This is a genomic window from Psychromonas aquatilis (genome assembly GCF_038155185.1).
Classification (GTDB): domain Bacteria; phylum Pseudomonadota; class Gammaproteobacteria; order Enterobacterales; family Psychromonadaceae; genus Psychromonas; species Psychromonas aquatilis.
The window spans coordinates 1-21,491 of record NZ_JBAKAZ010000021.1; the positions used below are offsets into that span (position 1 = coordinate 1).

Consider the following 21,491-nt stretch of genomic DNA (forward strand, 5'->3'; position numbering starts at 1 on the left):
CGTAGACGAAAAATAAAAAAGTTAATACAGGGAGGCTGAAGCCACCGCCCCGAAATCTTATAAGCCGACAGGGCGAAATAAAAGCTAATAAACATCAAGTAGACTTGACGAGCGTAGACGAAAAATAAAAAAGTTAATACAGGGAGGCTGAAGCCACCGCCCCGAAACCTTATAAGCCGACAGGGCGAAATAAAGGCTAATAAGTATCAAGTAGACTGGACGAGCGTAGACGAAAAATAAAAGTTAAAAAAGGGAGGCTGAAAAAAGGAATCGCAGAGCTCTTCCGTTCATAACACGAGCATGCCGGCTAATTCACCCATCGCCTTAAACATTATAAGCTAAAAGGGCGAAACTGAAGTCACCGCCCCGAAATCTTATAACCCAAAAGTCGACAACAGGGCTAAATGAACTAACTGGCTTTTGTACACTTCAACATATAATTCACATCAACGTTTTTCGTGACTTTGAAGTCACTCGATAACGGACTATATTCCACACCACATAAATCATCACAATGTAACTGCGTTGCATCAATCGCATTCAACAACTCAGAAGGGCGAATGAATTTCTCATATTCATGTGTGCCTTTAGGAACCCATTTCAATACGTGCTCTGCACCTAAAATCATCATTAAGTAGGCTTTCCATGTTTTATTGATGGTTGAAAAGTAAACTGTGCCACCCGGTTTTACTAAATCACAACATGCTTGAATAACTGAAGCTGGGTCAGGGACATGCTCTAGCATCTCCATGCAAGTGACCACATCAAACTGTTGTGCATTGTCGATCGCAAATTGCTCTGCAGTAGTTTTCTCGTAAGTAACTTTAGTACCGGTTTCTAATGCATGTAAACGTGCAATTTGTAATGAAGCATGGGCCATATCAATACCGGTGACTTCTGCACCTTTAATTGCCATGCTCTCTGCTAAAATACCGCCGCCACAACCGACATCAACCACTTTTTTAGCAAATAACCCGTCAACGCCTAATTCAATATAATCAAGGCGGGTAGGGTTTAATAGGTGTAATGGTTTAAAGTCACCCTCTAAATCCCACCATTGCTCAGCCATTGCAGAAAATTTATCAATTTCTTGCTGGTCTACATTGCCATTTTGCTGTTCATTTTCTAATACAGCATGCTGTTCAGTATTATGTGTTGTATTGTCGACCATACTATTAGTGATCCTGTTATATTGATTTAGAGGAGGAATAGTAAAACAAAGGATTACTTCTCATCCCTTTTGAAAACCTAAAAACAGATTATAACGTGATAATAAAAGTGATGGGGAATTTTATTTTGCCACGCTAAGCGATTTTAAATGAAAAATGACCTGTACTAAAAATAGACAATAAAATGCTAAATACCTCATATTGTCCCATAAAACGATTCTCAGAAGATTTTAGCGATTAAAAGCCTTTTGCTACAGCCTATTTGTGGTACTATCGACCTCTTACTAAATTCAGTCTATTTCCATAAAATTAAGGATTTAAGTTTCTATGAGCGAGTTTGCTTCTGACGTTTCCCCGATTAATATCGAAGATGAATTAAAAAATTCTTATCTTGAATACGCAATGAGCGTAATTGTAGGTCGTGCATTACCTGATGTTCGTGACGGCCTAAAACCTGTACATCGCCGTGTTTTATTTGCGATGAATATCTTACGCAACGACTGGAATAAACCTTACAAAAAATCAGCACGTGTTGTTGGTGATGTAATTGGTAAATATCACCCACATGGTGATACTGCGGTTTACGATACTATTGTTCGTATGGCACAGGACTTCTCGCTACGTTACATGTTGGTTGATGGCCAAGGTAACTTTGGTTCTGTTGATGGTGATAGCGCGGCTGCAATGCGTTACACAGAAATCCGTATGCAGAAACTAGCACATGAATTATTAGCTGATTTAGAAAAAGAAACGGTTGATTACGTACCAAACTATGATGGTACAGAGTTCATTCCTGAAGTACTTCCGACTAAAATCCCTAACCTACTTATCAATGGATCTTCTGGTATTGCGGTAGGTATGGCAACTAATATCCCACCACATAACCTAGGTGAAGTAATTAATGGTTGTTTAGCATTAATTAAGAATGAAGATATTACAATCAATGAGTTGATTGAACATATTCCAGGGCCTGATTTCCCGACAGCAGGTATTATTAATGGCCGTAAAGGGATCATTGATGCATACAACACGGGTCGAGGTAAAATTAAAGTACGTGCGAAAGCAGAAGTTGAAATTAATGAAAAAACTGGTCGTGAAACGATCGTTGTTCATGAACTACCTTACCAAGTTAACAAAGCGCGCTTGATTGAAAAAATAGCAGAATTTGTTAAAGACAAAAAAATTGAAGGTATCAGCGCATTACGTGATGAGTCAGATAAAGACGGTATGCGTATGGTGGTGGAAGTTAAACGTGGTGAAGTGGGTGAGGTGGTATTAAACAACCTTTATGCACAAACACAAATGCAAGTAACATTCGGTATCAATGCTGTTGCACTTGACCATGGTCAACCAAAATTATTTAACTTAAAAGAGATGCTAGAAGCGTTTATTCTGCATCGTCGTGAAGTTGTTACTCGTCGAACTGTATTTGAATTACGTAAAGCACGTGATCGTGCACATATTCTTGAAGGTTTAGCGATTTCATTAGTGAATATCGAACCGATCATCGATTTAATCAGAAAATCACCTACGCCAGCTGAAGCAAAACTTGCTTTACAAGCACGTGGTTGGGATTTAGGTGCAGTTGCTTCAATGTTAGGCGCAAGTGGTGTTGATGCTGCTCGTCCAGACGGTTTAGCGGTTGAGTTTGGTATTCGTGATAACCAATACTTCATGACTGAAATTCAAGCACAAGCGATTCTTGATTTACGTTTACATAAATTAACAGGGCTTGAGCACGAAAAAATCTTAGGTGAATACCAAGAGTTATTAGATCTCATTGCTGGCTTGTTATTTATTCTTGAAAGTCCTGCGCGTCTAATGGAAGTTATCGAAGAAGAGTTAATTGAAATTCGTGATAACTTTGCCGATGAACGTCGTACTGAAATCACTGAGTCTGAAGCTGATTTATGTATGGAAGACTTAATCGTTGAAGAAGATGTTGTAGTAACGCTTTCTCATGAAGGTTACGTTAAATATCAACCATTATCAGATTACGAAGCACAGCGTCGTGGTGGTAAAGGTAAAGCAGCCACTAAGATGAAAGATGAAGATTTCATTGAGAAATTATTAGTGGCAAGTACCCACGATACGATTCTGTGTTTCTCTACTCGTGGTCGTCTGTACTGGCTGAAAACATACCAATTACCATTGGCATCTCGTCAAGCACGTGGACGTCCAATTGTGAATATCTTACCGCTTGAAGAAGGCGAACGTATTACTGCTATTTTACCTGTGCGTGAATATGAAGATGATAAGTTTGTATTTATGGCGACAGCAAATGGTACGGTTAAGAAAACTGCATTAAGTGCATACAGTCGTCCACGTTCAAGTGGTTTGATTGCGATTAACTTAAATGATGACAATGAACTAATCGGTGTTGCATTAACCGATGGTACCAATGAAATCATGTTGTTCTCTGATGCGGGTAAAGTAGTTCGCTTTAAAGAAGCTGAAGAGAGTGTGGTAACTGATGAAGAAGGTAACCCAGTATTAGATGAAGATGGCAACCCAGAGATTAAATTCAAAGGGGTTCGTGCAATGGGCCGAACAGCAACAGGTGTTCGTGGTATTAAGTTAAACGAAGGTGGCAAAGTTGTTTCGTTAATCGTACCAAATGAAACAGGGCATATCTTAACAACTACTGAAAATGGTTACGGTAAACGTACTCCATTAGCTGATTACTCATCTAAGAGCCGTGCGACTCAAGGTGTTATCTCAATTAAGGTGAGTGAGCGTAATGGTAAAGTTGTTGGCGCTGTTCAAGTTGATGACAACGATGAAATCATGTTGATTTCAAACAAAGGTACATTAGTACGTACCCGTGTTTCTGAAGTGTCAGTGGTAGGCCGTAATACTCAAGGTGTGACGTTAATTCGTACCTCTGAAGATGAAAAAATCGTGGCATTACAACGCATTGATGAAATCAAAGATCTACCTGTTTACGAAGATGAAGAAGGCGAAAGCGCAGTCGTAACAACAGAGGCTGGTGAGCAAGAGGAAGGCACTGATACAGTGGCTGCTGATGATCAGCAAGAGACTGAGGCACCAGAGTAAAGGTTAATCATAATTCAATAAGCGGCAATAGCCGCTTATTTTGTTTTAAGAGAGTTAAAAATGACTAAAAAATATAATTTTTGTGCAGGTCCTGCAATGTTACCAGAAGCAGTGATGCAACAAGCTCAGAGTGAATTTTGTAATTGGCAAGGTTCAGGCATTTCGGTAATGGAAGTGAGTCACCGTAGTCCTGAGTATATTGAACTTGCAAAACAAGCAGAAGCTGATTTACGTGAGTTATTAGCCGTGCCTGATAACTATAAAGTATTGTTTTGCCAAGGTGGTGGACGTGGTCAATTTGCCGCTGTACCACTTAACTTGTTAGGCGATAAGCTAGATGCAGATTATATCCTAACAGGACAATGGTCTAAATCAGCGGTGGTTGAAGCGAAGAAACACGCTCGTATTCAAGAAACCGATATCATGACCACAACTGCCGACGGTAAAATCACTATTAAACCTTGTGATGAATGGCCGGTTAACAGTGGCGCTGCTTACTTACATTACTGTCCAAATGAAACCATTGAAGGTATTGAAATCTTTGATGTACCGTCAACGGGTATTGTGCCATTAGTGGCCGATATGAGCTCGACTATTTTATCTCGTCCGTTAGATATCAGTAAGTTTGGCTTAATCTATGCAGGTGCACAAAAAAATATCGGTCCATCTGGCTTAGCGATTGTTATCGTACGTGATGACTTAGTGGGTAAAGCGCGTAAAGCTATCCCATCAATCTTTGATTACGAGATACAAGCAAATGCTGACTCAATGTATAATACGCCGCCAACTTACTCATGGTATTTAGCAGGTCTAGTGTTTAAGTGGTTATTAGCACAGGGCGGTATTGCGGAAGTAGAGAAAAAGAATATTGCTAAAGCTGAGCTACTTTATAACGCCATCGATGCTTCTTCTTTTTACAGCAATAATGTTGATAAAAGCGTTCGTAGCCGTATGAATATTCCTTTTACACTTGCTGACGATAGCTTAAATGATACTTTTTTAAGTGAGTCTAAAGCGGCGGGATTATTAACGCTAAAAGGCCATAAGCTAGTTGGTGGAATGCGTGCAAGTATTTACAACGCAATGCCAATTGAAGGGGTACAAGCCTTAGTTGATTTCATGGCAGCGTTTGAGAAAAAATACGCTTAAGTTAATCTTTTAAATATAAGAGATATTCATTGTAAGGAACTAAAATGAGTGATGATTTTATAAGTTTGGCAAATAAAGGCGTGCAGAAACTACACCCTTACCAAGCCGGTAAACCTACTAGTGAGTTAGAGCGCGAATTAGGCATTAAAGATATCGTTAAATTAGCGTCTAATGAAAACCCATTAGGGTTAAGTAATTCGGTTGTTTCAGCCTTGGAAAAAGAGCTTGAATCTTTAACGCGTTATCCTGATGCAAACGGGTTTTATCTTAAGCAAGCGCTAGCTAATAAGTATTCAGTTGATTTAAACCAAATCACCTTAGGCAATGGCTCAAACGATCTCCTAGAGTTAGTGGCGCGTGCTTTTGTTGATAGCAACCACGAAGTTATTTTTGCAGAGCATGCATTTGTTGTTTACCCAATCGTTACGCAAGCGATTGGTGCAACGCCTGTTGTGGTTAAAGCGAAAAACTATGGTCATGATTTAGAGGCAATGGCGGAAGCGATTACCAGTAAAACGAAACTGATTTTCATTGCTAATCCTAATAACCCAACAGGGACTTTCTTAGAGCAAGATGAGTTACATGCTTTTTTAGAAAAAGTGCCGAGTGATGTGTTAGTGGTATTAGATGAAGCTTACTTTGAGTATGCATCGGCTGAGCGCCGTGGTGATGCGATTGCTTGGATTAAAACCTTCCCGAACTTAATTGTCACGCGTACTTTCTCTAAAGCTTATGGTTTAGCAGGTTTACGTGTCGGTTACAGTATCTCTAATCCAACGATTGCTGATATTTTAAATCGTGTTCGTCAGCCATTTAACTGTAATGCTTTAGCGCTTAAAGCCGCTGAAACTATTTTAGAAGATAAAGAATATCTTGAAGACAGCATTGTGTTAAATGATGCGGGTATGAAAGATTTAACTGCTTTCTTTGAGAAGCATGATCTTGAGTACATTCCTTCAATGGGTAACTTTGTGACAGTGAATGTCGGCCAGTCAGGCGATGAAGTTTATCAAAAATTGCTATTAGAAGGGGTGATTGTTCGCCCGATAACAGGTTATGGATTACCGCAACATTTACGCATTAGTATTGGTACTTTTGTTGAAAATCAGCGTTTTAAAGAAGCACTCGTTAATGTGTTAAATTTGCAAGAAGAGAAATAGAACGAATGGAACAGTTATTATTAAATCCAATTAAAAAAGTCGATGGCGAAATCAACTTACCTGGTTCAAAAAGCTTATCAAACCGTGCACTGCTGTTAGCGGCATTAGCTAAAGGGACAACGACCTTAACTAACTTGTTAGACAGTGACGATATTCGTCATATGTTAAATGCGTTAAAAAAGCTGGGTGTTAATTACACGCTTTCTGCTGATAAAAAACAGTGTGTTGTTGAAGGGTTAGGTCGTGCATTTGATACGCAAGCATTAGGTGAACTCGAGCTTTTCTTAGGAAATGCGGGTACTGCAATGCGTCCTTTGTGTGCCGCGTTATGCTTAGGTCAAGGTGAATATACTTTGACTGGTGAGCCGCGTATGTTTGAACGTCCAATTGGTTCGTTAGTGGACTCACTTAAACAAGCTGGCGCTGACGTTACGTACTTAAAAGATGAAAACTACCCACCATTAAAAATTAAAGGAACTGGCTTAACAGGCGGCGATATTAGTATTGATGGTAGCGTTTCAAGCCAATTCTTAACAGCATTTTTAATGTCTGCACCGATGGCTTCTGAAGATACAACGATTAATATCGTGGGTGAATTAGTATCAAAACCTTACATTAAAATTACGCTACAAATCATGCAAGACTTTGGTGTTGAAGTAGATAATGTTAACGGTGAATACCAATGCTTTATGATCAAAGGTGGTCAAACTTATCAAGCAGCTGGTAACTACTTAGTAGAAGGTGATGCATCATCGGCTTCGTACTTTTTAGCGGCTGCGGCGATTGGTGGTGGTAGCATTAAAGTAACGGGTATTGGTAAAAAATCAGTACAAGGCGATATTCAATTCGCTGATGCCTTAGAAGCAATGGGCGCGAATATTGAATGGGGTGATGATTATATTAAAGCCAGCAAAGGGCAGCTAAAAGCCATTGATATGGATATGAACCATATTCCTGATGCGGCGATGACGATTGCTGTTGCTGCATTATTTGCAGAAGGCACGACTAAAATCACTAATGTTTATAACTGGCGTGTTAAAGAGACAGACCGTCTGTATGCGATGGCCACTGAACTGCGTAAAGTGGGTGCTGAAGTGATTGAAGGGCATGACTTTATTGAGGTTACTCCGCCTGCACAATTGAAACATGCTGAGATAGATACTTATGATGATCACCGTATGGCAATGTGTTTCTCTTTGGTTGCATTGAGTGATACACCGGTAACGATTAATGATCCTAAGTGTACATCAAAAACATTCCCTGATTATTTTGAAAAACTAGCTTCAGTTAGTCTTTAAAATAACTTGTCTGTTAAGTGATATTAAAAACCTACTTCGGTAGGTTTTTTTATAGGTAAAATAGCTGTTTTATTAAGTATGATAACCGAGCAAGCAGTCTTTGATGTGATGATATTCGAAACGATTTCTGCTTTGCGACAGTGGGCGTTACAGCAGCGTTAACGGCACAGTTATCTGAACCTGGTAAATTGATTATGGTAGTGGTGATGATAATCGGATGAATCGGATGAATCGGTCCGCTGACGCTAGTTTATATGTTAGCAATAGCTAAACCAAGGCTAGTAAAATAACCTGAAGATTATATTTTTGCAGGCTAATTGATGAACTTTATTATGGCTTAATGAAATATTTATCAAGTAACTTATTAATTTTTTTATTTTCGCGTATTTATCAAGATTAAAGTACGCTTTTGCTTTTCTTTTCTTGCTGAATTTTTGGTAGGTTGGTAGAGTACGCGGATAACTTTATTCGCTTCTTTTGGAAATATTCATGTTTAAAATGTTTCGAGGTATGTTTTCTAACGATTTATCAATCGATTTAGGAACTGCTAATACCCTTATTTATGTTAAAGACCAAGGTATTGTATTGGATGAACCTTCAGTGGTTGCCATCCGAATGGATAAAAATGGAAAGCGTGTAGCCGCTGTTGGTAGTGCTGCAAAGCAAATGTTAGGGAAAACACCTGGGAATATTCAAGCAATCCGTCCAATGAAGGATGGTGTTATTGCTGATTTCTACATTACTGAAAAAATGTTACAGCACTTTATTAAGCAAGTGCATAATAATAGCTGGATGCGTCCAAGCCCACGTGTTTTAGTTTGTGTACCATGTGGTTCTACACAGGTTGAACGTCGTGCTATTCGTGAATCAGCAATGGGTGCTGGTGCCCGTGATGTATTCTTAATCGATGAGCCTATGGCCGCAGCAATTGGTGCAGGCATGCCTGTATCTGAAGCGAAAGGTTCAATGGTTATTGATATTGGTGGCGGTACAACAGAAGTGGCTGTTATCTCGTTAAACGGCGTGGTTTATTCTGCTTCTGTGCGTATTGGTGGTGATAAATTTGATGAAGCCATCATTAATTATGTACGTCGTAACTACGGTTGTACTATTGGTGAAATTACTGCTGAACGCATTAAACATACGATTGCTATTGCTTACCCAATTGATGAAGTTAAAGAGATTGAAGTACGTGGTGTTAATGTTGCAGAAGGGGTTCCTCGTAGCTTTACATTAACAAGTAACGAAATATTAGAAGCTTTACAAGAGCCATTAAGTGGTATCGTGACCGCTGTGATGGCTGCGTTAGAGAAAACGCCACCAGAGCTTGCTGCTGATATTGCAGAGCAAGGTATGGTCTTAACAGGCGGTGGTGCACTTTTAAGTGAAATTGACCGTTTGTTAGCAGAAGAGTCAGGTATTGCTGTGATTATTGCTGAAGATCCGCTGACTTGTGTTGCACGTGGCGGCGGCATGGCACTAGAGATGATTGATACTCATGGTGGTGATGTATTTAACGGAGATTGATACTCGTTAGCGTAAGTTAATTTGCTTACGCTATCTCTCAATAAAAAGAACATCAATGAAAACAATTTTTACTCGCGGTCCTTCTCTTACCCTTAGGCTATCCATTGTGGTAGCCTGTTGTGTTGGTTTATTGGTTGCTGATAGCCAGTTCAACCTATTCTCTTCTATTCGTATTTACCTAAACTCCATTGTTTCTCCTATTCAATATGTTGCCGATGCGCCGCAAAAAATGTTTAATTCACTGTCTGACAGTGTGGTGACTAAACAAACCTTAGCGGAGCGTAATGAGCAACTTGAAAAAGAGAACATGCACCTTAAAGCTGATCGGTTATTATTAACTCAGCTACAGCGTGAAAATCAACAGTTACGTGAGCTTTTAAACTCAAAAAGACAATTTAAAAACAAGCGTATGATCACCGAAGTAATGAGCTTACGATCAGACCCTTTTACTCATCAATTATTGATTGATAAGGGCGCAACTGATGGAGTTTACCTCGGTCAGCCAGTGATTAATGAACAAGGCGTAGTCGGTCAGGTATCACAGGTCGGTAGTACCACTAGCCGTGTTGTTTTACTGATAGACGCAAGCCATGGCATTCCAGTCAGAGTGCAACGTAATGATGCCGTTGCTGTGGTCCATGGTAGTGGTGCTTGGGATAAATTAAAAGTGCCTTTTATTCAGAGTAATGCTGATATTGAAGTCGGTGATGTATTAGTGACTTCAGGATTGGGAGGGCGTTTTCCACCCGGTTACCCTGTCGCAACCATTAGCCAGTTTGAATATCATGAAGGTGAATTGTATGCGACAGTGTCTGCGACACCCGTTGCAGATTTAGATAGAAGTCGTTATTTATTACTATTATGGAACGACAACCCTTTAGCTGATGCTGATTTAACCTTGGATGATCCGGAATTATTTGATGTCCCTGATAAGTAGTTATAGAACCATCTATTTTACCTTTTTTGTATCCTTGGTTGCTGCAATTTTCCCTTTGCCAATTATGTTTAATGCATTTCGTCCTGATTGGATGGTGCTGGTGGTCTTTTATTGGATAATTGCTTTGCCGCATCGCGTTAATATAGGACACAGCTTTATCTTAGGGTTAACCCTAGATATTTTATTGGGCTCGATATTAGGTATGCATGCACTGTTATTTTCACTGCTTGCTTATTTCACGAGCATGAATTATCAGCGTATTCGTAACTTTACCTTGGTGCAAACAACGCTATTGTTAGGGCTTTTTATTTTTGTCTCAAAAATCGTCCTGTATTTGATTGCCTCTAGCATGCAAGAGATTATCTTGCATCGTCATTATTTTTGGTCTGTATTTATCTCAATGTTGATTTGGCCATGGTTCTTTCTATTTATGCGTTACCTGCGTATTCGTTTTAAGGTGAGTTAATGATTTTTTTAGCATCGAGTTCGCCACGTCGTGGTGACTTGTTATCACAAATACAAATTGATTATCAACGTGTTCAAACCTCGGTTGATGAATACCAACAAGCAGGTGAAGCAAGTCAAGACTATGTACAACGCTTAGCCTTGGAAAAAGCCTTATCAGGGTTAACTCATAATCAAAATAAAGGCCTTGTATTAGGCGCTGATACGATCATTGTTTGTGATGGTCAAGTCATGGAAAAACCTAAAGACAAGCAACATGCTCAGAAAATGATGAGTTTGCTGTCAGGTAATACACATCAAGTTTTAACAGCGGTTGCGTTGGTAACTGCAACACAACAAAAAGTTAAATTAGTCAGTACTGATGTTTCATTCAAAACGTTAACAACTCAAGAAATCAGTGATTATTGGGAGACAGGTGAACCATTAGATAAAGCCGCAGGCTATGGTATCCAGGGGATTGCCGGTCAATTTGTAACGAATATATCAGGTAGTTATAGCGCTGTTGTCGGGCTGCCTTTGTATGAAACGAAGCAACTGATCAATAGCTTAAAAGGGTCTTAAAATGTCTGTTGAATTATTAATGAATATCACACCGACAGAAACACGTGTCGCGTTGATCGAAGGTGGTGTGTTACAAGAGTTACATATTGAACGTCAAGTAAGCAAAGGCATTGCTGGTAATATCTACAAAGGTAAAGTAACGCGCGTACTACCTGGCATGCAAGCCGCGTTTGTTGATATCGGTTTAGAAAAAGCGGCGTTTTTACATGCCGCAGATATTGACCTGCATGCTGAATGTTTTACTGGCGATGAAAAAGAAAAGCTTAAAGTAGCAGATATTTCTACTTTAGTAAGACCTGGCCAACATATTATTGTACAGGTGGTGAAAGATCCGATTGGGACCAAAGGAGCGCGTTTAACCACGGATATTACCTTACCGTCGCGTTATCTTGTTTTTATGCCTGAAAGTAAGCACGTTGGTGTTTCTCAGCGTATTGAAAGTGCCGAAGAAAGAGCTCGCCTCAAGAAAATAACTCAAGATTGTGTTGATGACTTAGGCGGTTTTATTATTCGTACCGCAGCTGAAGGGGCACCTGAATCAGAGTTACGTAATGATGCTGCATTTTTACAGCGTGTTTGGCGTAAAGTGCTAACGCGTAAACAACGTACTCAATCTAAAAATAAAATGCTTTATCAAGATTTAGGCTTAGCATTTCGTATTTTACGCGACTTTGTGGGCAGTGAAATCGACCGCGTACGTATTGACTCTAAGCTTAGCTATAAAGAAATTTCAACTTTTAGCGAAGATCTGATTCCTGAGCTACAAGGCAAAGTTGAATATTATGGTGGTGATAGCCCGATTTTTGACTTATTTGACGTTGAAAATGAAGTACACCGTGCCCTTAATCGTAAAGTGGAATTAAAGTCAGGTGGCTACTTGATCATTGATCAAACAGAAGCAATGACAACGGTTGATATTAATACCGGTGCCTTTGTTGGCCATCGTAACTTAGAAGAAACGATTTTCAATACCAATATTGAAGCAACCCTTGCTATTGCTCGTCAATTAAGACTGCGTAATTTAGGGGGTATTATTATTCTCGACTTTATTGATATGAAGTCACTTGATCATAAACGTCGCGTTTTTAATAGTTTAGAGCAGGCTTTATCTAAAGATCGTGTTAAAACACACATCAATGACTTTTCTCCGTTGGGGTTAATTGAAATGACCCGTAAACGTACCCATGAAAGTTTAGAGCATATATTTTGTGGTGAATGCCAAACGTGTAACGGGCGTGGATATGTTAAAACGGTTGAAACAGTCTGTTATGAGATTTTGCGTGAAATATTAAGAGTTGATAGAGCCTACTCAGCAGAGCGTTTCGCTGTATATGCCTCTGTTGCGGTTGCTGAAGCACTAAGAGGTGATGAGTCTTATAATTTGGGTGAGTTGATTGTATTTATGCAAAAACGTGTTGAAATACATTCTGAGCCTTTATATGGGCCAGAGCAATTTGACGTGGTGATGATGTAAGTAATCAATTTATGAATCATTAATTTTTAATGGGGCTGTTATCTTCTTAGCAGGTAATTAAATGGGCTTTTATATTTGATACATTTTACTGCCAAATGGTTAAAGCGTTTATCATTACTGATAGCAATCATTTTGATTATGGTTGCTATGTTAGTGACTATTGCACGCTTTACTATTTCGAATGTTGATAATTATAAAGGCGTGCTGGTTGAATGGATTGCACAAGAGCATGGGCTGAATGTTGATGCGCAAAAGATATCGGCAGGTATCGATTTTTCTGGATTAGTGATCACCTTGAATGAGGTGACCTTCACTGATTCCAACGTATTACCTTTTCAACTTAGCATTGATGATTTATTTTTACATTTCGATTTTTTCGCAAGCATCCAACAACAGCGTATTGTTTTTAATGATATCTCCATTAAAGGCGCGGATTTACTTCTCAAATCAATGCCTGCAGACCCCAATGCAATACTTCATGGCACGCTTGGTCCAGAGCCTCAAACCCAGTCTGAAATCACCTTGGATTCCCTTAAAAATATTTTTTTATCACGTTTAAGTTCCTTCAAAATTGCTGATAGTCGTCTCCGCTTTACAGACCAACTCAACCATCAAAAAGCCGTGTTAATTGAAACATTAAGTTGGGTTAATAAAGGGACACAACATCAAGGTATTGGCCAGGCTAAGTTAGCAAATACGCTCCAAAAAAATAATAATTTAAGTTTTATCATTAATTTAACAGGGGATGAGAAGAGTAGTAACGAGCAACTATTAGGAACCTTGTTTGTTAATGCTGACAAGGTTGATGCATCACCTTTCTTAACCCCCAACATAAACCCATTAGCTAAGTTAAGCAAAGCGCTTGTCTCCTTTAAGTTGTGGGGGACCTTTGATTTTAATGGGCCTAAGGCAATGCAGTTGGCTTTTAAAGATTCTGAGCTGGCTTGGTCGATGTTAGATCAAGGTCATCATTGGCAATTAAGCGATGGGTATTTGCAACTTTCATATCAACAGAAACATTGGTTGTTTGATAGTTATGATTTAACGCTGTCAGATAACTTAATAGCGAATAATGATATTAAACTCACAGGCGCAGGTGTGCAGTCGCGCTCTGGACATTTTGATTTAACTGGTGTGAATGTCAGTGACCTTGTTCCTTTGGGATTACTATTTTCAGATCTCACAGAACCAGATATGCAGAAGGTGATCGCCTTAGAGTTGGGTGGGCAAGTCACTCAGTTTGGTGTAAAGGTTGATCAACAAGATGAGTTAAGTTTTAGTCTAAAAATTAATGATTTAAATAGCCAATCCGTCGGCTATTTACCGGCTATTAATGATGCTGATATCACTTTAATGGGAAACAATAAAAAAGGCGAAGCAGATATTCAAATTGCTGAACAATCTCTGAATTTTAATGGTCAGTTCAATCGTGCGATCCCGCTAAAACAGGCTGCTATCAATTTGCAATGGCAAGTTGACTCACAAGGGCTTGAATTAAGTAGCGATAATCTAGTGATAGAAACTGATGAAGTGGACAGCAGTAGTGCTTTTTCTATTCTTTTCCCTAAGCAACCACCTAATACACTGCAGGCAACCAAGACACAACAGGCATTATCTCCCTTGTTAACACTGTATAGCATTATTTCTTTAGATGATGCCTCAGCTGCAGAGCATTATTATCCAATGAAACTGCTAGGTAAAAATGTTTATACGTATTTACAGCCCACCTTAAAAAAAGGGGCGATCAAGGATGCTAAAATTTTGTGGAGTGGGCATCTCGGTGATTTTCCATTCCGCCAGCATCAAGGTATTTTCCAAGCATCTATTCCAGTCAGTGATGCAAAATACGACTTTTTCCCCGGGTGGCAAGGGTTAAATAATATTGATTTATTGGTGTACTTTGAAAATGACTCAATCTCTATGCGTAGTCAAAATGGTCAACTAGGCGATATAAAGCTTAATAAATTATCTGCGAATATCGACCATTTAAATAAAACCGGCCGACTTAGTATTGAAGGAGAGGTGAATGATAAAGCTGCTTTAATTGCAGATTATTTAGTTGATTCTCCCTTGCAAGAATCAATAGGAAAAGCAGTCAATCTTTTTAAAATTAAAGGGAATTTGGCTGGCACATTATCTTTGAATATCCCATTCTCTAAAGCGGATACACCGACACAAGCTAAAGGGAAACTCACCTTAAAAGGCAATGATATTGATATTGTGTTAGGTGAGCAGTTATTACCTCTAGAAGAAGTGCAGGGCGAGTTTAGTTTTAACAATGGTAATTTACTGGCCAATCATTTAACCGGTACACTATTTAAACAGCCGATTAACGTTTCATTTTCTAGTCAAGATTTGAATGATAAATACCAACTTGAAGCCAACTTAGATGGGCGTTGGAATATGACTAAATTGAGTCAACAATACAAATCATTACAGCCTTTACAATTATCTGGTGAGCTAGCATGGCAAGGTAAAATAGACTTCATGCAGCCTAAAGATAAGCCTTATCAGTTTGCACTAAGTTTAGACTCTCAATTGCAAGGAGTGAAAGTTGATTTACCCGCTCCTTTTAATAAAAATGCATTTCAAAAGTGGGCGACTAAAGTCAGCGCGAGTGCCAACCGTAATGGTATTCAATGGGTCACAAGCATTAATAATAAGTTAAAGTCTAATGGTGAGCTTATCTATATCAAGGATAAGCCTAAACTAAAGTATTTATATTTAGGCTTAGGCAAAGATGCAGGATTAAACATTGATAAAAGCAAACAAGTGATTCGTATTAACGAGCATCAACTTAACTTATCACCTTGGGTCAGTATTATAAAAGACAATTTACTTAATAAATCCAAAGCTGAAAGTACCAATACTTTATTCGCTATTGATAGCGTGCAGTTAAATGTCAAACATGCCAAATTATTTGAGCAGCCGTTAGTAAACCTTAACGCTAGTCTTAATAAATCCAATAACAAATGGCATATCAATGTACAAGCCGATGATTTAGGGGTTAAGGCAGAATACAGGCAGGGCATACCGGATCGTTTTGATGTTGCCATTAATCAACTTAATTTTGATTCTTTCAACTTTTCGCGTTTTCAACAAGCTTGGAATGGTGAGCAAACAGGGCTGAATGAGATTAGTAGTAACCTAAGGGAAAAATATCCTGAAGTGTTTTTAGAATGTATTGAGTGTCACTATGCTGACATGAATTTATCGCCTTTAAAGATGCATGTATACCCAAGTTCTGTTCATTATAATATTGACTACTTATCGGTTGGTAGTGACGACCAAATGACCACTATGTCCGGTGTATGGAATCAATCTCGCACCAATATGATTGTGCAAGGGCAGGGTAATAGCCAAACCAGTATGGTGAAGCGTTTAGGTTATAGCAGCCCTATGGTGTTTGAACAGGGAGAAGTTGAAGGCGCTTTTGATTGGGTGGGTGCGCCTTGGCAATTCAATTTAGATTCTTTAAATGGTTCGCTTAAATTATCACTCAATGATGGCAATATCACTGAGATTGATGACAAAGGAGCTCGCTTGCTCAGTTTGTTAAGCTTGGATGGGATTTGGCGTAGCCTAAATTCAGAGTTTGGAAATGTATTTTCGAAAGGCTTGAGTTTTGATAAAATGTCACTTTCCGGCAAGATTAAAAATGGTATTTTTAAAAGCGATGATTATGCTCTGGATGGATCGGTAGGTAAAATTGCTGGTAGCGGCTTAGTGGATTTACCTAATTTAAATGTTAATTATCGTTTCAGTTATAGTCCCGCAGTGACCTCAAGCTTGCCGGTGTTAGCAACGTTTGCAATTAATCCATTAACAGGCGCTGCGTTATTAATGCTAACTGAAATTTTAGAGCCTGTGGTAGATTCAATTGTTAGAGTTGATTTTTCTGTTAAAGGCTCAGTGCTCAATCCTAAAGTCGAGATTGAAAATAGACAACGTGGTACTGTGAAGTTACAAAATAGTGAAATATTAGAAGCGTTAGAAACGCAGTAAAATGCACTTTAGTTTGTTGGCGCTATATCAATCATTGGAGAGTATATGAATCAATCATTAAGTCATTCTGACCCTTGTATATTGACTGCGATACAGGTTGTGAGCAATGAAAATATTAATAATAATCTGCTTCAAATTGAGTCTCAACTAGCAGCTTTACCTGTACAGGAAAGTGGCGTGAATCAACTTGTCTTGCTTCCTGAAAATGCGCTATGTTTTGGTGATAGAGAGCAATACCTAGCTATTGCTGAAACATTAGGGGATGGCCCAAACCAAACCCGCTTAGCTGAATTAGCGAAAAAGTATAATTGTACTTTGGTCTGTGGTAGCTTTCCTATTAAAAGTAAGCAGCCAGGTAAAGTACATACCACTAGTTTAGTGTATTCTACACAGGGTGAATTACTTGAGCATTATAATAAAATTCACCTCTTTGATGCCGATGTTGCAGATAATACAGGGGCGTATCGAGAGTCTGATACCTTTGTTGCAGGGCAAGAGATTAAAGTAGTTGATTGTGGCTTTGCAAAAGTGGGGCTGGCAATCTGTTATGATCTTCGTTTTCCTGGCTTATTTCAACAATTAAGGGAGGCTGGAGCAGATATCATTTTACTGCCAGCAGCCTTTACCAAAGTGACAGGTGAAGCACACTGGCAAGCATTGTTACAAGCAAGAGCGATAGAAACACAGTGCTTTATGATTGCCGCTGATCAAGGTGGTGAGCATTTTGCCGATGATGATAACTTTTCAACACGTTATACATTTGGACACTCCATGATTATTGACCCATGGGGAAGTGTGCTTTCTCAGTTGAAAACAGGCCAAGGTTTTGCGCAAGCTGAGTTTGATAGAGAAAGTGTGTTAACAATCAGAAAGCAGATGCCAATTCAGCAACATAAAAAGTTTACTAGTCGTTTCATAAATAAATAGAAGTTTAATAAAATTAAGGATCTTTAATGTCTTTTCAGCAAGTTGTAGACAATTTTCTCACTCCTGCAGATATGCAAATAAGTGATCTCGAATCACAGCTCAGCCAAATTTCAGGGGCTCAAATTGATTACGCAGATTTTTATTTTCAAGCGAGTCGACATGAATCTTGGTTATTAGAAGATGGTATTGTTAAAGAGGCAAGCTATAATATTGAAAAAGGCATTGGGATCCGTGCTGTTTCAGGTGAAAAGACAGGTTTTGCTTACTCTGACCATATTTCTAAAAAAACCATTGCTGAAGCTGCTAATGCTGCTAAAAGTATTGCTAATTCAGGTCAAGAAAAGTCTATAAAATTAGCGGTGCCTAGTGCACAGCCTATTTACTATGGTAGTAGCGACCCATTATTAAGTATGAGTCGCGATAAAAAAATCGCCTTATTAAAAGAGGTTGATGTTTTTGCACGTGCTTTAGAGCCTTCAGTTAGTGAAGTCACTGTATCTTTAAATGCGGTTTATGAAGAAATTCTAGTCGCTGCTAACGATGGCACATTGGCTTCAGATATTCGTCCGCTGGTACGTTTTAGTTGTTCAGTATTAGTTGAAAAGAATGGTAAGCGTGAGCGTGGTAGTGCTGGTGGTGGTGGTCGTTTTGATCTCGATTATTTTACTGATACACAAGAAGGCGAAGCAAAAGCATTTCATTATGCGCGCCAAGCGATCCGCCAAGCCCTGATTAATATTGACGCTATTGCTGCACCTGCTGGTGCGATGCCTGTTATCGTTGGAGCAGGTTGGCCAGGTGTATTATTGCATGAAGCGGTTGGTCATGGTTTAGAAGGTGACTTTAACCGTAAAGGCTCATCTGCTTTTTCTGGGAAAATTGGTCAACAAGTTGCTTCAAAACATTGTACGGTTATTGATGATGGTAGCATTGCAGATCGCCGAGGCTCAGTTAATATTGATGATGAAGGAACCAAAGGACAGCGCAATGTCTTGATCGAAAATGGTATCTTAAAAGGTTACATGCAAGATAAATTAAATGCACGTTTGATGGGCGTGAGTCCAACAGGTAACGGCCGACGTGAATCTTATGCTCATCTACCAATGCCACGTATGACCAATACCTTTATGCTAAATGGTGAATACCAACATGAAGAATTAATAGAAAGCGTTAAAAAGGGTATCTACGCACCTAATTTTGGTGGTGGCCAAGTGGATATTACTTCAGGTAAATTTGTATTCTCAGCGTCTGAAGCTTATTTGATTGAAGATGGTAAAATTACTGCCCCAATTAAAGGAGCGACGTTAATTGGTAATGGTTTTGATGCGATGCAAAAAATATCTATGGTGGCTAATAATATGTGTTTAGACCCAGGTGTTGGTGTTTGTGGGAAAGAAGGGCAAAGCTTACCGGTCGGCGTTGGTCAACCTTCACTGAAGATTGATCAGTTAACGGTGGGTGGAACTAACTAATAGCAAAATATAAGTACCAACAAAAAAGCCAGAATAATGATTATTCTGGCTTTTTTGTATCAAGTTAACTATTTATTCATTTATAAACTAAGAACTTATAAATGAATAATTTACAAACTAACAGTTTATAAACAGTGAGTCTTTAAGTAGATAAATAGCTCTTTTGCTGTTTTAGCCGGCTTTTCTAATTTTTTCTCTTTATTTGCTTGGCGTATTAACTGGCGTAACTTTTGACGTTCAAGTTGCGGGTAAGTTCCTAACACTTCATTGACTTTTGGATCGCCAAGTTCAATTAATTGCTCTGTGAGCAATTCTAGGTGAGCGATTGCATGGGTACGTTTACGATTATTATCGTTTAATATATCCAGCTTAGCCGTTATTTTTTCCATATCTTCAGTACGAAGTACTTTGCCGATATATTGTAGCTGTCTACGTAATGCTTCGTTTTTATTTGCAATTTTATGCGCTACTTTAATACCTTCCATTAGCGTATCGCTTCCTGGAATTTGTGCTAATTGTTTTGCATTTAAGGCAACTAATTGTCGACCTATCTCTTTTAAGGCTTCAGCTTCACGTTTTATTTGTGACTTACTGATCTCTTCTTCTTCAAAATTTTCTTCTACTTTTTTATTCATTGCTAAAGTCTATCAAGTTAAGGGTTAAATAATTTGAGTGCATCATACCATCATCGTGACATGCTTACCTTAATCCATGTTATTATTTATTATCTTAAATTTTTACATTGTGGTGCTAAAACATGATTGAACAGAAACAGTTACTAGAAAATGCCGTTAGTACGGCGCTTAATATTGCTAATGACTTAGGTGTTAGCGAAGCTGAAGTCGCATTAGGTAAGAGTGCAGGTATTTCTGTTAACACACGTTTAGGTGAGGTGGAAAACATTGAGTTTAATCATGATGGCGCAATGGGCATTAGCGTTTATATTGATCACCGTAAAGGCAGTGCATCAACGGCTGACTTAAGTGAAGATGCAATTGCTGCGAGTGTTAAGGCGGCGGTTGATATTGCAAAATATACAAGCCAAGACCCTTATGCAGGTTTATTAGATAAAAAATATTTAGAAACGAATCCATTAGACTTAGATCTTTACCATGCCAGTAATAAAAGTACTGACCAGCTATTAGAACTTGCTAAGCAATGTGAAGATATCGCCTTAAATTCAGATCAACGTATTGTTAACTCTGACGGTGCAGGTGTAAATAGCCATACTAGTTTACAAGTGTATGGTAACAGTAACGGCTTTTTAGAAAGTTATGCGAGTAGCCGTCATAGTTTAAGTTGTGTGTTGATTGCACAAGAAAATGAAGAAATGCAGCGCGATTATAGCTACAGCAGTGCGCGAGATATGAATGATCTTTTCTCTGCGAAGTGGGTTGCAGAACAAGCGGTTAAACGCACAGTAGAAAGATTAGGTGCTTGTAAAATTGCAACGCAAGAAAGCCCTGTGCTTTTTTGTCCTGAAATGGCCAGTGGTTTATTTGGGCACTTAGTAAGTGCGATTAGTGGTGCAAGCCTTTATAAAAAGTCTTCTTTTTTATTAGACTCTATAGACACACAAGTATTTCCGGAATGGCTGTCTATTAATGAAGACCCACATATTAAAAAGGGCATTGCCAGTTCACCTTTTGATAATGAAGGTGGCCGCTCTATTCAACGTAACATCATCGATAATGGTTTCTTACAAACCTACCTTTTAACGGGTTATGCAGCACGTAAAATGGGCTTAGAAAGCACAGGTCATGCTGGTGGTATTCATAACTGGTTTGTTAAAGATACAGGATTAGATTTAGCCGGATTACTCAAAGAGATGGGTACAGGTTTGTTCGTGACTGAGTTAATGGGTCAAGGCGTTAACATGGTGAATGGTGATTATTCTAGAGGCGCTGCCGGTTTCTGGGTTGAGAATGGTGTGATTGCTTATCCTGTTCATGAAATAACCATTGCTGGTAATCTTAAAGATATGTTTATGGGGATCACTGCGATAGGGACAGATATTGATCCGCGCAGTAGTTTAAAAACAGGCTCTATTTTAATTGATAAAATGAAAATTGCCGGTGTGTAATAAAAATAACGGTAAGTAATAGGGTAATAGGAAAGCCACTATTTTCGATAAAATAGTGGCTTTTTTGCTTATACCAATTATATTAAATAAGTGATCTAAATTTTACGCAGAAAAAATGACTTAGTTTAAGGCGTAATTTGAGTTAAATAGTTGTTCTATTTGCGAAAATTACAACGAAGAAATAAGTTATTTTAGCAAGTAAAATAG

General features: G+C 38.7%; 15 protein-coding genes. 13 read left to right on the plus strand and 2 right to left on the minus strand.

Features of this window, described 5'->3' with window-relative positions; translation table 11 throughout:
• Positions 1–409 precede the first annotated feature (409 nt).
• Positions 410–1,171, minus strand: a complete 762-nt coding sequence (gene ubiG / locus V6256_RS07160; RefSeq protein WP_341597392.1) for a bifunctional 2-polyprenyl-6-hydroxyphenol methylase/3-demethylubiquinol 3-O-methyltransferase UbiG — start codon at positions 1,169–1,171, stop codon at positions 410–412.
• Positions 1,172–1,496: 325 nt separating this feature from the next.
• On the opposite strand from ubiG, the gene gyrA reads away from it, so the two are divergent.
• The 12 genes from gyrA to tldD all read left to right on the plus strand — a co-directional run bounded on the left by gyrA (position 1,497) and on the right by tldD (position 19,201).
• The gene (gyrA, locus tag V6256_RS07165) at positions 1,497–4,226 is read left to right on the plus strand and encodes a DNA topoisomerase (ATP-hydrolyzing) subunit A (protein ID WP_341597393.1); all 2,730 of its coding nucleotides are present in this window, start codon (positions 1,497–1,499) and stop codon (positions 4,224–4,226) included.
• A 60-nt stretch (positions 4,227–4,286) separates the two neighbouring features.
• Positions 4,287–5,375, plus strand: coding sequence for a 3-phosphoserine/phosphohydroxythreonine transaminase (gene serC / locus V6256_RS07170; protein WP_341597394.1), 1,089 nt, complete (start codon positions 4,287–4,289; stop codon positions 5,373–5,375).
• A 44-nt stretch (positions 5,376–5,419) separates the two neighbouring features.
• A complete protein-coding gene (hisC, locus tag V6256_RS07175; protein ID WP_341597395.1) occupies positions 5,420–6,535 on the plus strand; it encodes a histidinol-phosphate transaminase in 1,116 nt (371 codons plus the stop codon).
• A gap of 5 nt (positions 6,536–6,540) precedes the next feature.
• Entirely contained in the window at positions 6,541–7,833 is a 1,293-nt protein-coding gene (gene aroA / locus V6256_RS07180) for a 3-phosphoshikimate 1-carboxyvinyltransferase (RefSeq protein WP_341597396.1), read from the plus strand.
• Between the two features lie 489 nt (positions 7,834–8,322).
• Positions 8,323–9,360 carry a rod shape-determining protein gene (locus V6256_RS07185; RefSeq protein ID WP_341597397.1) on the plus strand — a complete coding sequence of 346 codons (1,038 nt, stop codon included), beginning with the start codon at positions 8,323–8,325 and terminating at the stop codon, positions 9,358–9,360.
• Positions 9,361–9,415: 55 nt separating this feature from the next.
• Entirely contained in the window at positions 9,416–10,297 is an 882-nt protein-coding gene (gene mreC / locus V6256_RS07190; RefSeq protein WP_341597398.1) for a rod shape-determining protein MreC, read from the plus strand.
• On the plus strand, positions 10,281–10,763 hold the full coding sequence (gene mreD, locus V6256_RS07195) for a rod shape-determining protein MreD (RefSeq protein WP_341597399.1): 483 nt from the start codon (positions 10,281–10,283) through the stop codon (positions 10,761–10,763). The genes mreC and mreD overlap by 17 nt, the downstream gene beginning before the upstream one ends.
• Entirely contained in the window at positions 10,763–11,323 is a 561-nt protein-coding gene (locus V6256_RS07200; RefSeq protein WP_341597400.1) for a Maf family protein, read from the plus strand. The genes mreD and V6256_RS07200 overlap by 1 nt, the downstream gene beginning before the upstream one ends.
• A gap of 1 nt (position 11,324) precedes the next feature.
• Positions 11,325–12,797: a ribonuclease G gene (gene rng, locus V6256_RS07205; RefSeq protein ID WP_341597401.1), complete on the plus strand. Its 1,473-nt coding sequence runs from the start codon at positions 11,325–11,327 to the stop codon at positions 12,795–12,797.
• Positions 12,798–12,872: 75 nt separating this feature from the next.
• Positions 12,873–16,802 (plus strand): YhdP family protein, encoded by a 3,930-nt coding sequence (locus V6256_RS07210; RefSeq protein ID WP_341597402.1) that lies wholly within the window; start codon positions 12,873–12,875, stop codon positions 16,800–16,802.
• Between the two features lie 45 nt (positions 16,803–16,847).
• Positions 16,848–17,729 carry a carbon-nitrogen hydrolase family protein gene (locus tag V6256_RS07215; protein WP_341597403.1) on the plus strand — a complete coding sequence of 294 codons (882 nt, stop codon included), beginning with the start codon at positions 16,848–16,850 and terminating at the stop codon, positions 17,727–17,729.
• A gap of 26 nt (positions 17,730–17,755) precedes the next feature.
• Positions 17,756–19,201 (plus strand): metalloprotease TldD, encoded by a 1,446-nt coding sequence (gene tldD / locus V6256_RS07220; protein WP_341597404.1) that lies wholly within the window; start codon positions 17,756–17,758, stop codon positions 19,199–19,201.
• A gap of 125 nt (positions 19,202–19,326) precedes the next feature.
• Here tldD and yjgA read toward each other — a convergent pair whose 3' ends face one another.
• Positions 19,327–19,836: a ribosome biogenesis factor YjgA gene (gene yjgA / locus V6256_RS07225; protein ID WP_341597405.1), complete on the minus strand. Its 510-nt coding sequence runs from the start codon at positions 19,834–19,836 to the stop codon at positions 19,327–19,329.
• A gap of 122 nt (positions 19,837–19,958) precedes the next feature.
• Between yjgA and pmbA the strand changes: the two genes are divergently transcribed.
• The gene (gene pmbA, locus V6256_RS07230; RefSeq protein ID WP_341597406.1) at positions 19,959–21,284 is read left to right on the plus strand and encodes a metalloprotease PmbA; all 1,326 of its coding nucleotides are present in this window, start codon (positions 19,959–19,961) and stop codon (positions 21,282–21,284) included.
• The last annotated feature ends 207 nt before the right edge of the window (positions 21,285–21,491 follow it).